Annotated in this window: 12 protein-coding genes; 4 read left to right on the top strand and 8 right to left on the bottom strand. The window is 64.3% G+C overall.

The annotated features are described in order from the left end of the window. The first annotated feature begins 95 nt into the window (after nt 1–95). The 4 genes from glpD (at nt 96) to ACP7DE_RS26530 (ending at nt 5,244) form a co-directional block, all read left to right on the top strand. Complete coding sequence (glpD, locus tag ACP7DE_RS26545; protein ID WP_426074906.1) at nt 96–1,649, top strand: glycerol-3-phosphate dehydrogenase; 1,554 nt, start codon at nt 96–98, stop codon at nt 1,647–1,649. 234 nt (nt 1,650–1,883) lie between these two features. After that, nucleotides 1,884–3,383: a glycerol kinase GlpK gene (gene glpK / locus ACP7DE_RS26540; RefSeq protein WP_426074936.1), complete on the top strand. Its 1,500-nt coding sequence runs from the start codon at nt 1,884–1,886 to the stop codon at nt 3,381–3,383. 42 nt (nt 3,384–3,425) lie between these two features. Beyond that, on the top strand, nt 3,426–4,136 hold the full coding sequence (locus tag ACP7DE_RS26535; RefSeq protein WP_426074905.1) for an MIP/aquaporin family protein: 711 nt from the start codon (nt 3,426–3,428) through the stop codon (nt 4,134–4,136). Between the two features lie 115 nt (nt 4,137–4,251). Continuing rightward, nucleotides 4,252–5,244, top strand: a complete 993-nt coding sequence (locus tag ACP7DE_RS26530; RefSeq protein ID WP_426074904.1) for an AraC family transcriptional regulator — start codon at nt 4,252–4,254, stop codon at nt 5,242–5,244. Between the two features lie 175 nt (nt 5,245–5,419). Here ACP7DE_RS26530 and ACP7DE_RS26525 read toward each other — a convergent pair whose 3' ends face one another. From ACP7DE_RS26525 to ACP7DE_RS26490, 8 genes are read right to left on the bottom strand one after another with little or no spacing between them, the layout of a single operon-like run. Continuing rightward, nucleotides 5,420–6,457 carry an AAA family ATPase gene (locus tag ACP7DE_RS26525; protein ID WP_426074903.1) on the bottom strand — a complete coding sequence of 346 codons (1,038 nt, stop codon included), beginning with the start codon at nt 6,455–6,457 and terminating at the stop codon, nt 5,420–5,422. Continuing rightward, nucleotides 6,454–7,833: an AMP-binding protein gene (locus tag ACP7DE_RS26520; protein WP_426074902.1), complete on the bottom strand. Its 1,380-nt coding sequence runs from the start codon at nt 7,831–7,833 to the stop codon at nt 6,454–6,456. The genes ACP7DE_RS26525 and ACP7DE_RS26520 overlap by 4 nt, the downstream gene beginning before the upstream one ends. After that, the gene (locus tag ACP7DE_RS26515; RefSeq protein WP_426074901.1) at nt 7,830–8,423 is read right to left on the bottom strand and encodes a hypothetical protein; all 594 of its coding nucleotides are present in this window, start codon (nt 8,421–8,423) and stop codon (nt 7,830–7,832) included. Before ACP7DE_RS26515 ends, ACP7DE_RS26520 begins: the two co-directional genes overlap by 4 nt. A gap of 1 nt (nt 8,424) precedes the next feature. Continuing rightward, entirely contained in the window at nt 8,425–10,203 is a 1,779-nt protein-coding gene (locus tag ACP7DE_RS26510; protein WP_426074900.1) for a vWA domain-containing protein, read from the bottom strand. Then, nucleotides 10,200–11,177, bottom strand: coding sequence for a hypothetical protein (locus ACP7DE_RS26505; RefSeq protein ID WP_426074899.1), 978 nt, complete (start codon nt 11,175–11,177; stop codon nt 10,200–10,202). Before ACP7DE_RS26505 ends, ACP7DE_RS26510 begins: the two co-directional genes overlap by 4 nt. 9 nt (nt 11,178–11,186) lie before the next feature. After that, nucleotides 11,187–11,660 carry a hypothetical protein gene (locus ACP7DE_RS26500; protein WP_426074898.1) on the bottom strand — a complete coding sequence of 158 codons (474 nt, stop codon included), beginning with the start codon at nt 11,658–11,660 and terminating at the stop codon, nt 11,187–11,189. Then, complete coding sequence (locus tag ACP7DE_RS26495; RefSeq protein ID WP_426074897.1) at nt 11,657–12,505, bottom strand: hypothetical protein; 849 nt, start codon at nt 12,503–12,505, stop codon at nt 11,657–11,659. Before ACP7DE_RS26495 ends, ACP7DE_RS26500 begins: the two co-directional genes overlap by 4 nt. Further along, nucleotides 12,506–13,237 (bottom strand): hypothetical protein, encoded by a 732-nt coding sequence (locus ACP7DE_RS26490; RefSeq protein WP_426074896.1) that lies wholly within the window; start codon nt 13,235–13,237, stop codon nt 12,506–12,508. It lies immediately after the preceding gene. Nucleotides 13,238–13,296: the final 59 nt, after the last annotated feature.

The raw sequence follows: 13,296 nt of genomic DNA, 5'->3' as shown, positions 1-13,296 counted from the left end.
GGCGCATGCTAGCGACTGCGTGGCTGAATGAAAAAAACAAGCTGAAACCATGCACTTTTTGTAGCCCATAGCGGCCTATCACCACTTCCAGGATCATGATGCAATCGACAATCAAGCAGCTAGCGCAACAGGACTGTGATCTTTTAATCGTCGGCGGCGGCATCAACGGCGTCGGTATCGCGCGCGATGCGGCAGGCCGCGGTTTGCGCGTCATCCTGTGCGAGCAGCACGATCTGGCCCAGCACACGTCCTCGGCCAGCACAAAACTGATACACGGCGGGCTGCGTTATCTTGAGTATTACGAATTCAAGCTGGTGCGCAAGGCCTTGCAGGAACGCGAATTGCTGTTGCGCACTGCACCGCACATCATGTGGCCGCTGCGATTCGTCATGCCTCACGATGCCGGGCAACGGCCAGCCTGGATGATTCGTGCCGGCCTGTTCCTGTATGACCATCTGGCGCGACGCACTTTCCTGCCGGCCTCAAAAGGCGTGTCGCTGCGCCAGCACGTGGCGGGCGGGCCGCTGAAAGGCGATTTCCGCAAGGGCTTCGTGTACTCTGACGGCTGGGTGGACGATGCGCGACTGGTGGTGCTCAATGCGCTCGATGCCAGCGAACGCGGCGCCAACATTCTGACCCGCACCCGCTGCGCGGCGGTACGCCAGGAAGGCCAGGGCTGGCACGCCACGCTGGACAGCGAGCAGCATGGCCGCATCGACGTGACTGCGCGCGCCATCGTGAATGCCGCCGGTCCCTGGACCGCGCAATTCGCCAACGCCGCCTCGGGCGTGAGCAATACGCACGGGCTGCGGCTGGTCAAGGGCAGCCACATCATCGTGCCGCGCCTGTTCGACCACCCTTACGCCTATATTTTTCAGAACCAGGACAAACGCATCATCTTCGCCATTCCCTATCAGGACGAGTTCACCCTGATCGGCACCACCGACCTCGAATACACCGGCGCGCCCGGCAAGGTGACGATCAGCGACGGCGAAGTGAGCTACCTGTGCGAGGTGGCCAACCGTTACTTCACCAAACAGATTGCACCGAGCGACGTGGTCTGGACCTATTCCGGGGTGCGTCCGCTGCTCGACGACAGCGCGCAAAACGCCTCGGCGGTGACGCGCGACTACCTGCTCGAATGCGACCCGAACACCTCCCCCTTCCTCAATATCTGGGGCGGCAAGATCACCACTTACCGGAAACTGTCGGAAGAAGCGCTGGCCATGCTGCAGCCGCGCCTGGGCCGCGATGCGCCGGACTGGACCGCCTCGGCACCCTTGCCGGGCGGCGACTTGCAGCAAGCGGGCGCACTGGTTGAGAACATCGACTTCGAGCGCTTTGCACAACAACTGCACGCCCAGTACCCATGGCTGCCGGGCAAGCTGGCGCAACGTTATGCGCGCTGTTACGGCACCCGCGCCAGGCGCATGCTCGGCACGGCAAAGAATATGACGGAGCTGGGCGAGGAACTGACGCCCGGCGTGTACGAACAGGAAGCGCGTTATCTGTTTGCGGTGGAATGGGCGCGCAGCGCCGAAGACATCCTTTGGCGCAGAAGCAAATGCGGCTTGTACTGCCAGCCACGGCATGTGGCGCGTCTGGAGGAATGGATCAAACAGATGTCGATGCATGAGATGAGCGCTTAAAAAAATAAGCCTGAGAGTTGGGATGGAGACACAGTAGGGATGTAGGCACGCCGGTATCGAGGCGAATGGCGCTCGCCGCGCCGAAGGCCGGCCATGCGCACCGTTCCTCGCGGCGTAGCCTTGCCTGGGCCATCGCCATGGACACGGGCTGACAGTTTTACCGAGCGACCGGCGCGGCAAAGACCGGCAAAAAAAATCAACTATAGACGGAGGGAAGACATGCAAAAAATGGCGATGAAGGACCAATATATTCTTGCGCTCGATCAGGGAACGACAAGCTCACGCGCGGTGTTATTTGATCGGGCCGGCAACATCGTCTCGGTAGCACAAAAGGAATTCCCGCAAATATATCCGCAGCCGGGTTGGGTCGAGCATGATCCACAGGATATCTGGTCGACGCAGGCCGGCGTCGCAGCCGAAGCCGTCACGCATGCGGGATTGAATGGCGCATCGATCGCCGCCATCGGCATCACCAACCAGCGTGAAACCACCATCGTCTGGGACCGCGAGACCGGTCGGCCGGTGTACAACGCCATCGTCTGGCAAGACCGCCGCACGGCCGATTTCTGCGATGAGCTGAAAGACCGCGGCCTCGAAGCCATCGTGCGGGAAAAAACCGGTTTACCGATCGATTCATATTTTTCCGCAACCAAGATCCGCTGGATACTCGACAATGTTCCAGGGGCGCGCGAACGCGCCAACCAGGGCAGGCTCGCCTTCGGCACTGTCGACAGCTGGCTGGTCTGGAATCTCACGCAGCAAGGGCTGCACGTCACCGATGTCACTAACGCCTCGCGCACCATGCTGTTCAACATCCACACGCTGGAATGGGACGACGAGTTGCTGTCCATGATGGATATCCCGCGCAGCATGCTGCCTGAAGTGCATCCGTCTTCCGCCGTCTACGGCGCCACCAAAACCACCTTGTTCGCCTCCGCCGTGCCGTTGGCCGGCATCGCCGGCGACCAGCATGCGGCGCTGTTCGGCCAGATGTGCACCAAGCCAGGCATGGTCAAGAACACATACGGCACAGGTTGCTTCCTGGTGATGAACACGGGCGATAAACCGATTGAATCGAAGAACAATCTCGTCACCACGATTGCATGGCAGATCGGCGAACAAGTCAACTACGCGCTCGAAGGCAGCATTTTCATCGGCGGCGCGGTCGTGCAATGGCTGCGCGACGGGCTCGGCATCATCAAGAGCGCTGCTGAAATCGAGGCGCTGGCGCGCTCGGTGCCGCATGGCGACGGCGTCTACCTGGTGCCGGCCTTCGCCGGACTCGGCGCGCCGCATTGGAATCCGCGCGCCCGCGGCACGCTGTTCGGCGTGACGCGCGGCACCACCTCGGCCCACATCGCGCGCGCCGCGCTCGACAGCATCGCCTACCAGTCGCTGGATGTATTGAAGGCCATGGAAGCCGACTTGGGCGGCAAGATTACCGAATTGCGCGTCGACGGCGGCGCGGTGGCAAACGATTTGTTGATGCAATTCCAATCGGACCTGCTCGGCGTCGACGTGGTGCGCCCGCAAATCAGCGAAACGACGGCCCTGGGCGCGGCGTATCTGGCCGGCCTGGCAGTCGGCTACTGGAAGGATGTCAGCGACATACAGGACCAATGGAAACTGGACCGCCGTTTCACGCCAGCGCTCGACGCAAGCACAGTGAAGACCCACATACAAGGATGGCAGCGTGCGGTCAACGCCAGCAAAGCCTGGGCCGATGCGGTCTGATCCGCAAGGCGCCCATCCCCCACACTTCACTGGAAGCTTCACATGAATCCTCTATTCGCCGAATTCATCGGCACCACTTTGCTCGTCCTGCTGGGCAATGGCGTGGTCGCCAACGTCATCTTGCAAAAAACCAAGGGCCACGACAGCGGCCTGGTCGTGATCGCCATCGGCTGGGCAATGGCAGTCTTTGTCGCCGTGCTGTGTACCGCTGCCGCCAGCGGTGGCCACCTCAATCCGGTGGTGACCGTGGCAATGGCGGTGGTCGGGAAATTCCCTTGGGCAAAGGTTCCCGCCTATGTCGCCATGCAGATGCTCGGTGGCATGATGGGGGCATTTCTGGTATGGGTGATTTACTACAAGCACTTCGAGGCCACCCCCGATGGCGACACCAAACTGGCGGTCTTTTGCACCGGCCCGGCGATCCGGGGCACCTTCGGCAGCCTGGCCGCCGAAATGATCGCCACCTTCGTTCTCGTGTTTGCCGTGTTGAACATGGCGGCGCCAAGCTTCGGACTGGGCGCCGTGAGCGCCTTGCCCGTCGCCCTGCTGGTACTGGGCATAGGCGTGTCGCTCGGCGGCACCACGGGTTACGCGATGAGCCCGGCACGTGACTTCGGTCCGCGCATCATGCACGCCATCCTGCCCATCCCGGGCAAGCGCGACAGCGATTGGCGCTATGCCTGGGTGCCGGTCATCGGCCCGCTGCTGGGCGCCGTCCTGGCGGCACTGCTATACAACAATTATAAGTTCTAGGTCCAATCCCACGACTCCCCCGTGCTCGCAGCACAGGGCCGTCTTGCCAGGCAGGACGGATGACAACGCAACGGCCAGAGCGGGGTGGAGTGGACTTCATGCCATAATCGGCGGCATGTCTTCCCCTCCTACCTCCCCTGAACAGCCGGTATCCGGTCAGTTCCGCGCCGAATATGCACGGCGCATGAATGCCGTGCTTGACCATATCGACCGCCACCTGGATACGCCGCTGGATCTGGCGCAGCTGGCCGACGTCGCGCATTTTTCGCGTTTCCACTTTCATCGCGTGTTCGCCGCCTGGATGGGCGAGACGCTGGGCGACTATGCGCGCCGCCGGCGCCTGGAAACGGCCGCCCTGCGGCTGGCCGTGCGCCCCGACGAAACGATACTGGACATCGCGCTGGCGACGGGTTTCGGTTCCGGCGAAGCGTTTGCGCGCGCCTTCAAGCTGAAATTCGGCTGCACGCCGACAGCCTGGCGCGCCGGCGTCGCCGCGAAAAACGCCGCCATGCTCACGGCCATGCGCCTGCGCCGGCAAGATAGCAATCCGGATCAGGCCATGCGCAATGCAGATCAGGCAAAGCTGCCGAACTTCCAGCACCATGGGCACTCCAATCCACTTCATAGAGAGAGTCCCATGCAAGTTACCATCCTCGACCTGCCGCCCGCCACCGTGGCGTGCCAGCGCCATATCGGCCCTTACGGCCCCGCCATCAGCGCCTTCTGGCGCGACACCGTCGCGCCATGGATGCAGTCGCACGGCCTGGGCGACGCGACCTGCTACGGCATCGGCCATGACGATCCCAGCATCACGCCGCCAGGCAAATGCCGCTACGACGCCTGCGTCGCCGTTCCCGATAGCTTCCAGGCAGGTGGCCGGGCCAGCATCACCACTCTGCCGGGCGGGCGCTATGCGGTGGCACAGTTCAAGGGACCATCCAGCGCCATCGCCGACGCATGGACGCGCATGACGCGCGAATGGCTGCCGGCCAGCGGCCTGCAATGGGATGAGCGCCCCTGCTTCGAGCGCTTTTCCGCCGCCACGGCGATGGACCCGGCCACCGGCGAATTCTCTTGCGACATCTGCATCCCCGTGCGGCCGCTGTAACTTCGGCGCGCGGCACTGGCGCGCGTCGTCGATGATGCCGCGTTTTCGGACGAGATACTGGCAGCCGTAAGCTCCGCCTTCGCGGCGTAGGTCGGATTAGCGGAGCGTCATCCGACATCACCAAATGCGCCAATAAGACTGTCGGATGACGCGGCATACGCCGCTAATCCGACATTCATCGCGCTGCCGCCAGCACTTGCGCCACCTGCCGGACCCTCCCGGCCACCGTGCCGGATACATGGATAAAAGCGATCCCCCGCCGCGCCAATTCGGCCTGGTACCACGCATGCTGGCGCGCGCGGAAATCCCCGTCGCGGCGCGTACCATCCTGGATGAAGGGGAAGTCGGGCGCGCACAGCAGCACCAGGTCGTAGCGATGCTCGGCCAGCTGCGCCAATGCTTGCTCGGCCTTGCCGAACATCTCGACGCAGTAGAAATAGGTGGTCAGGGGCGAGGTATCGCAAAAAAGCCAGCGCTGCACGGCCATGGCGGCTTGCGCTTCGCGGCGCAGCTGCTCGCGGCCGATCTTGAGCAGATCGTCGTAATGTAATATGCCATCCTGGCTTTCCCACAGCTCGCGGCCATACTCGGCCACCCAGCCGGTATCGAAATGCGCTGCCAGCGCGGCCGCCAGGGTCGTCTTGCCGCTCGATTCGCCACCGAGCACGCACACGCGCGTGACGAAATGGGCACGCACCAGGGGCGACAGGAAGGCGCTGTGCGCCTGCGGGTCTTGCCGCACCAAGGTTCCGGACACCGGCACCAGCGCTCTCGCCTGGTCCACGCTGACGTGCGCCACCGGCCCGCTTGCATAATGGCGTTCCAGCGCCCGCGCAAAGCCGGGGCCATAGTCTTCGCTGCTGAACACGGCGTCGACGGGCAGCGCCAGCACCGTCCAGCACAGCCAGCCCATGAAATGGCGATGCAGTTCGCCGTCGTCGTCGTTGTGCGGCAAGGTCCGCGCCGGCACGCCGCGCGCTGCGCACAGGGCGGCCAGGCGGGCATCGTCCAGCACCACGATTTGCGCTTGCGGAAATTGCGCGCGTAGCCAAGCTTCCCGGCGCACCGGTTCCAGGCCGGGAAATTCAGGCTTGGTGTAGCTGACCACGAGCAGTTCTTCGCAAGCCTCCTGCGCACGATAGAGCAACAGTTCGTGGCCCTTGTGCAGCGGGCAAAATTTACCGACCACCAGGCCGCGCTTATAAAGCTTCATGCTGCCGCTTCCTGCAAATCCGAGGTGTATTGAATGATCTTGTCTTCCGCCAGCAAGGTCTCGACCGTGATGTCGCCGAAAAAAGGCGCCAGCAAGGCGCACGCCTGGTCCGCATGCCGCATGGCGCCCGGCGCCAGGCGCAGCACGACGCTACCGTCGCCCTGCTGGTGCACGCCGAACAAGGCGATGGCCAGCGGCTTCAAGGCATGCGTGATATCGATATTGTTGATCCATTCGCCGTTGATCGTCCTGTAGCGCAAGGGACTGCGGCCGGCCAGGCCCACCAGCACAGGCCCATCCGGCCCATGCGCCAGCGAGGCGTAATCACCGGTGCGGTAGCGCACCAGGGGCAGGCAGAAATTGAAGCCGCCCGTCACGGTGATTTCGCCGCGTGCGCCATCCGGCACGGGCTGGCCGCCGGCGTCGAGGATTTCCACGTACAGCCGGTGCTGCAGCAGTACGTGGCCACCTGCCGGTTCATCGTAGACGGCGACCGGCCCCACTTCATTGAGCGAATAGATGTCGAGCACGGGACAGCCGAAACGCGCTTCCAGGCGTGCGCGCATGCCGGGCAACAGCATCATCGAGACGGACATCAGCGCGGCTGGCTTATGCACCATGGGCAAGGTCAGCAGCTCGGCAAACGAAATGGGGTCGCCGGCGATCAATTCGGGCGCCATGGCATCAAGATAGCGCGCGCGGTCGTCCGGGTCGCGCCAGTCGTCCACGTGCAGATTGATCTTCGCCAGGCCCGATTCATACATCGTGGGCGTGACGGAGACATAAGTGAAGCAGCGGCGCTGATGCCCCAGCAGCATGACGCCCACCTGGCCCGCGCCATGGAGCAGGGTCACGCCAAAGCGGCGCAGCGCGCGCTTGTGGAAGGCCAGGTAGCGCCCCGCCACCAGCGGGTGCGAAGCGATCAGCAGCGGGTGGCCTGTGGTGCCCGTCGTCTGGAAATTGATCATGCGCGCCAGGTCCGCATCGTCGGGTACGAAGGCGGCGATATCGTGCGCCAGCTCGGCGCGGCTGATGGGCGCCACGTCGGCAAGGCGGGCAGGCGGCGAACCGCAGGCGCGGTAGTACGGCACCGTGGCGTAAGTCGCCTTGAGGAAATCGGGCAGCCAGGACGGCGGCGCGGCGGCGCTCCAGCTGATCGACGCATCCATGACCTCCTGCTCATAGGCACGCAGCGCATCGACTTCGTCAGCCAGCAGCTTGTTGCCACTGCGGTTGCGGTACTGGGGGGCTGCGGGATGGCTGCGCAGTTTTTCCAGCATGCGCGCGCCCGTTTGCGTCAGGGTGGGACAGTAATCGCGGTCCGATTCCCAGGCGCCGTCCGGAAGATTGACGTCAGGTTTGCCAGCGAGCGTCATTCGCGCGACCACTTGTCGGCCGATTCCTCGGCCGCCTTCTTCGCCAGCGCCTCACGGATCTCGCGTGCGCGCTGTTCGGCCAGCCGGCTCGCTTCGAGCAGGCGCCGGCGCTCCGTGCCGCTGATGGCAGACAATCTGTCCGTGGCCTGCGCCACGCTTTCATCGCTGGGCCTAAAACCCAGGCGCGCCAGCACGATGCGCGCCAGTTCCTCGCGCCGCTCCGGGTCTTGCGTAAACTGGTGGGCAGGCGTGGCGGCGGCAAGTTCGCGCGCCGCCTCGCCCAGCAACTGCAACAAGTCGTACTGCGGCAACTGCTGCCCGGTGAACCACTCGTCGGCCAGCAGCCAGCACAGGATCATGGCCAGCGCCAGCCGGTTACGGTCCGCTTTCACTTGCGCGCCGATAAAACCCTGCAGTGACGCGGCCGGCGCGCGGGCGCCATGCAGCAGCAAGATGTCGTTAACCAGCGCGGCAACCGCCACCGCCTGCGCATTGGCGACGCCGGCGACGCGGGGCTCGGCGAGGAATTCGACGGGTGTATCGGCCAGGCGATGGGTCAGGATTTCGAGGTGGGGACCGGGAGTGTGCATATCATGATTGTATATAGTGGCGCCGGCTGAACGCCCGCGCAAAGTCCAGCAAATCCTCGTAGCGCTCGACGGCGTGGATATCCCAGCCCTGTTCACGGCGCGCGCGTTTCAGCGCGTCGTAGGTCTGCTGCAGCCACTTGTTGGCTGCCGCGCCGTCCCAGTCGCGCTCCAGGTTCAGGGCCATGGTGCCTCCCGCGCCGCCCTGGGCCAGCGCCTTGGCGGAAATATCCCAGCCGCTGTTGCCGATTTCATCATTGTCGAACATGGTGCTGATGCCATCGTCGGAAATCATCAGGATGTGCGCTGGCCGTTCTCGCTTGGCCGCATAGGTCTGGCGCAGGCGGTGGATGGGGAAACAGGTGCCGCCGCCAAAAAATTCCGTCAGCACGCCCAGGATCATGTCTTCATCGCGCACGAAACCTGGTGTCTGCATCACCTCATGCTTGCCGCTCCACAGCGTTACCTGCACTTTCGCTCCCGCGCGCAGGGCGGACAAGGCGATGACGGCGCCAGCCAGGGTCAGAAACGAAGTATGCGCCTGCGGGTTCGGCATGGAGCCGGAACTGTCCACGTACATATCCAGGTCGACAGGCACGGCGTCGATGGCGCGCGCCGGTTCGCGGCCATACACGCGGCGCACGGTGGTCACGCCGGGCACGGGGCGCGGCGACTGCATCACGGACTGCAGCCAGTCGATGTCGTCCAGCGGGTCACCGATCTCCCATGGTTCCAGTCCCTCCATCTGCGGCTCCTGCGATTCGGGCGCGGGGCGGCTGGGGAATGCGACCAGATGCGGCAAGGCCCGTTCGCGGTAGTAGCGGATGGCGATTTCATGGTCGCTCAGGTCCACGCCCGAGGCCTTTAAAATGTCGCCCAGCTCGAACGGTTCGCGCAGTTGGCCGCCAGCCGGCCTGGCCGGCACCTCGGCTTGCGGCTCCTCGCCATCGAGGCCGGAGATGCGCTTGTCGTGCACGGGGTGGATGGCGCCGCCCTCCTCGTCATCCTCGATCTGCTGCGCGCCATACGTCTGGCAACCACGCGCGGCATCGCGCGTGTCCTGCAGATAGCGGCTGGGGTCAAGACTATCACCCAGGGCATCCGTGTCTTCCACCAGATAAGGCAGCAGCAAGGTGGCGAAGCGCCCCGCCGCCAGCATCCAGTCATTCGCATACACACGTATCAGGCGCGCGCCCAGCCAGGCATCCGTGTCCAGGCGCTCATCCACATTGGCGCCACCCAGCTCGCCCTTTTCCAGCTGCCACAGGCTTTCATAGATGCGCATGTACAGGGTCCACACGCCACCGCTTTTAGCGTCAGCTTGCGCCGTGCGCCCCTGCTGCAGCTTGCGATAAATGTCCGCCATGCGCAAATTCGCCTGGCGCTGCAGCCGGTCGTTGATGAACAGGTCCGTGTACAGGTTGGCCACCATGGGCGCGTGCTGCTCCAGGGTCGGCAAGGCGCGGCGCATGCGCGCCAGCAGGCGGAACTGGTCGCTGGCGCTGCCCGGCGCGAGGATGTGGTGGCCGATTTCATGCGCGAGGATTTCCAGCGCATAGTCTTCCAGGCCCAGCTCCGTCACCAGCGGCAAATCCACCACGACGCTCTGGTCCAGCAAACGGATCATGGCGAAGCTGCCGGACAGGCCCTGCTTGCTGGCCTCGACGTGGCTGGCGCACAGGCTCGGGTCGCGCAGTCGCGTAAATTTGCTCCACACGGCCAGGGCCTCGGGCCAGACGGCCTGCCAAGCGTCGATCAGGGCGGTGTCGGCATCCTTTTTCATGCAAGCGGCAGCAAGCGAATCGCATGCGTCCAGGGCGACGTGATGGCCAGCGTATGCGCATTGGAGGCAAGGGCGATGTCGCCCGCCGGCACATCGAGCACGATGCTGCGCACGCCGATATGCACGGTCGCCCCATCGAGGCGCACGGACGACGGCAGCTCGTTTGGCGCCTGCTCGAACTCCTGCGCCGTGGCGCTGTGCAGCACGGCGCCATAGGCGTCGGCCACCAGCAGATAATGGCGTTCGGCGCTGCGCACAGCAAAGCCGCAACCGTCCGCCGTGGCGCGTACCTGCGGCGGCGTGCCGAAATCGCCACCGAGGCCGCTGAAGCTGCCGAACTCCCTGCCATCGGCATTGCCGCGCCAGGGATTTGCCAGCAACTGCGCATGCACCTGCGGCCATTGCGCGCCCGGCTCGCCAAAAGCCGCCAGCGCCAGCGCAGGCGGCAAGGTGTCGGCGGCGGCCAGCGCGCCCAGTCGGAAATGCGCGAGGCCGGCACGCCAGGCCAGCACCTGGCCCACGGCGCGCAGCTGCGCGACGCTGCCGACTTGCGGCGCCACGGCAGCCATCCCGGCTTGCCACTGAGCGGGACGCGCTCCCGCCAAGGAGGCTATGTGGATGGCGGCGTTGCTCAACATACCCAGCACATCGAGGGGCGCCGTGGCCAGCAGCGGCGCAAACGATGGCGCCAGTTCGCGCCAGACGGTATTGAGGAAGGGATTTTTTGCGGCCGGACCGGCCAGGCCATGGCCCACCAGCTCCAGCGCCATGTCGTAGGCGGCCAGGGTGACACTGCCCGCGCGCTCGGGCGCAGCGGCGGTCACGGCCACCACCAGCGGATCGACGCCATCGTGCAAAAAGGTGCCAAAGGCGGCCATGTCGAGCGCGGGAAAGCGCCGACGCGCTTCCGCTGCGCGCGCATTGAATTGGGCGCGGCCGCTGGCGAGTATCGAGGCAAAGGCAGGAGAAATCATCGCCGCTCCTCAATCGCTGTGCGAGAAGTGCAGCAGATAGCGTTCATCCCCCAGTTCGAACGCGATCTCGTCCCAGTGAATCGCGTACCAGAAACCAGCGGGCGGCGTCATCGTCACGGCGTGCAGGGAAAAACCGTCCAGCACCGCGTCGAGCGACTCCTGGAAGGCGGCCACCAGTTGCGCGCGGAAGCGCCCGGGTGGCGCCGCCTGCATGTGCCGCGACGAGAAAAACCAGCGCTGGCACACTTGCTCCAGGTGCGCGCGCCCGCACGGCGCCGCATTGACGTGCCACAAGGCTGCCGGCAAGTCGCGTGCGGGTTCGATGACGTTCAAGGCATATCCTTCCACGCGCAAGCCCAGCGCCGTGGCGAGATCGGGCGCATCGGGCAGGCGCTGCAACTCGTAGCTCGCGCACAGGTCGCTCGCCTCGCCATTGAGCATGGCCAGCGCTTCCAGGAAGCCTTGACAATGCAGGACGCTCATTGCGAACGCAGCCAGCTGCGGTAATTGGTATAGCGCTGATGCAGGTATTTGAGCTTGAGCAGGTCATCGTACAGGGGGCCGTACAGCTTACGCCCTTTGGTGCGTTCGCCGATCAGCTTTTCGATGCGGTTCAGGCGCGCCAGGGTCTCGCGCTCGCTGACGCCATCGAGGCCCAGGTCGAATTCGGCCGACAACACCCCGACAGGATCATCGCGGTCCAGGTCCAGGCGGTTGAATTCATCGTTCGACAGGTCGAACAACCGGCGCAGCCAGCCCAGCCTGTCGCTGCGGTAGGCGGCGTTTTCCGGCAGCGCGAAAAAGGGCGCGTCCGGGTCCGGCTGCAGCTTGTTGTGCAGGACGAAGGGCAGCACCTGGCGCAAGTCTTCCAGCTCCACCTCGCCATTGCCGCGGAAGTAGGCCATGGCTTTGGCATAGATCAAAAGCGCCATCAGGGTACGCACGGAAATACCGTTCAAGGTCTGGCAACCGAGGTCCTTCAGGCGGTCGCGCCCATTGTCGGCCGCCTGCGCGGCGCCACGGTCGGCACCCGCCAGGCGGGCAGTATCCTTGGTCATGTATTCGAACTGGCCACCGGCCGTCTCGAACAGCTCGAACTGGCTGGCGAAGAATTCCAGGCGGCGCCGCACGGCGTCGGGTATGCCCACTTGGCGGATGGATACGCCGATCTTGTCCACTTCTGCTTCCGTGAAGATGATCTCGGGCGGCACCAGTTCTTCTGGCCGGATGTTTTCTTCCACGCGCAGCAGCAACTCGTTCAGGAAGCGCGGATTGAAGGCCAGCGCCTGCACCGTCACGTCGACCCGGTCGCGCAGCGCCTCGATCACCTAGTAGGTGCCGCCACCCTGGTCGTCGTTGGCCGTCAGGTACCAGGCCGCTTCCGGGCATTCGTAAATGTGGTTCAGCACTTCCGCGTAATTGTCGCCCATGACGGTGAGCAGCGCGCTTTGCGTACGCGTGGGGATGCGGTTGTATTCATCGACAATTTTCACGCGCATGCCCAGCCAGGCGCGCCAGGCGATGCGGATATCGTCCATGCTTTGCGCGTTCACCAGATCAAACGGCAACGGATTGCCGAGCAAATCGGCCACCGTCATCTGCGGGTGGCCATGCTGCATGGCGCGTTTGACTTCCTTGACGGTGGAGCCGGCCAGCACACCCATTAACAGGGCGCTGGCCGTCTTGCCCCGCCCCGGCCCGCCGACGAACAGGCATTTGCGGCGCGTGGCGAACGTCAGCAGCGGTAGCAGGATGAAACTGGAATAGCTTTGCGCCGACGGCAAATTCAGGGTGCGGCGGCTGTCGCCCACGGCATACGTCTGCGACGGGCCATCGTTGTATTCGATATCGTAATGGGGACTGATGATGGCGTGATTGACAATCCAGAAATAGGCCTGGCGCAGCTTTTCATCGAAAGGCCGCGCTTTCACCTCGCCGTCTGCTCCCAGCGCGATAGGTCCCTGGTACAAATCCGCCACGTCGAACTGCCGCGCGGCAGGCGCCGCCTTGGGCTTGGTGGGGGCTTGGGACACACGCTGGAACAGGTTGAAGGGGGGCATGGTGCTGGATATAGGCGGCGTGACAGAAACGAAATTATTGCACAATGCGTCAACAGGCA

It is taken from the genome of Janthinobacterium sp. DSP2-3-3 (assembly GCF_049897325.1).
Lineage (GTDB): Bacteria > Pseudomonadota > Gammaproteobacteria > Burkholderiales > Burkholderiaceae_D > Janthinobacterium.
Note: the sequence above shows the minus strand (reverse complement) of the source record. Positions and strands in the feature narration are given on the sequence as shown.

Coding starts and splice junctions, on each gene's coding strand:
- ACP7DE_RS26525 (WP_426074903.1), bottom strand. CDS start 6,457: ATGAAGCTTTATAAGCGCGGCCTGGTGGTCGGTAAATTTTGCCCGCTG.
- glpD (WP_426074906.1), top strand. CDS start 96: ATGATGCAATCGACAATCAAGCAGCTAGCGCAACAGGACTGTGATCTT.
- ACP7DE_RS26490 (WP_426074896.1), bottom strand. CDS start 13,237: ATGCCCCCCTTCAACCTGTTCCAGCGTGTGTCCCAAGCCCCCACCAAG.
- ACP7DE_RS26520 (WP_426074902.1), bottom strand. CDS start 7,833: ATGACGCTCGCTGGCAAACCTGACGTCAATCTTCCGGACGGCGCCTGG.
- glpK (WP_426074936.1), top strand. CDS start 1,884: ATGAAGGACCAATATATTCTTGCGCTCGATCAGGGAACGACAAGCTCA.
- ACP7DE_RS26500 (WP_426074898.1), bottom strand. CDS start 11,660: ATGAGCGTCCTGCATTGTCAAGGCTTCCTGGAAGCGCTGGCCATGCTC.
- ACP7DE_RS26505 (WP_426074899.1), bottom strand. CDS start 11,177: ATGATTTCTCCTGCCTTTGCCTCGATACTCGCCAGCGGCCGCGCCCAA.
- ACP7DE_RS26515 (WP_426074901.1), bottom strand. CDS start 8,423: ATGCACACTCCCGGTCCCCACCTCGAAATCCTGACCCATCGCCTGGCC.
- ACP7DE_RS26510 (WP_426074900.1), bottom strand. CDS start 10,203: ATGAAAAAGGATGCCGACACCGCCCTGATCGACGCTTGGCAGGCCGTC.
- ACP7DE_RS26535 (WP_426074905.1), top strand. CDS start 3,426: ATGAATCCTCTATTCGCCGAATTCATCGGCACCACTTTGCTCGTCCTG.
- ACP7DE_RS26530 (WP_426074904.1), top strand. CDS start 4,252: ATGTCTTCCCCTCCTACCTCCCCTGAACAGCCGGTATCCGGTCAGTTC.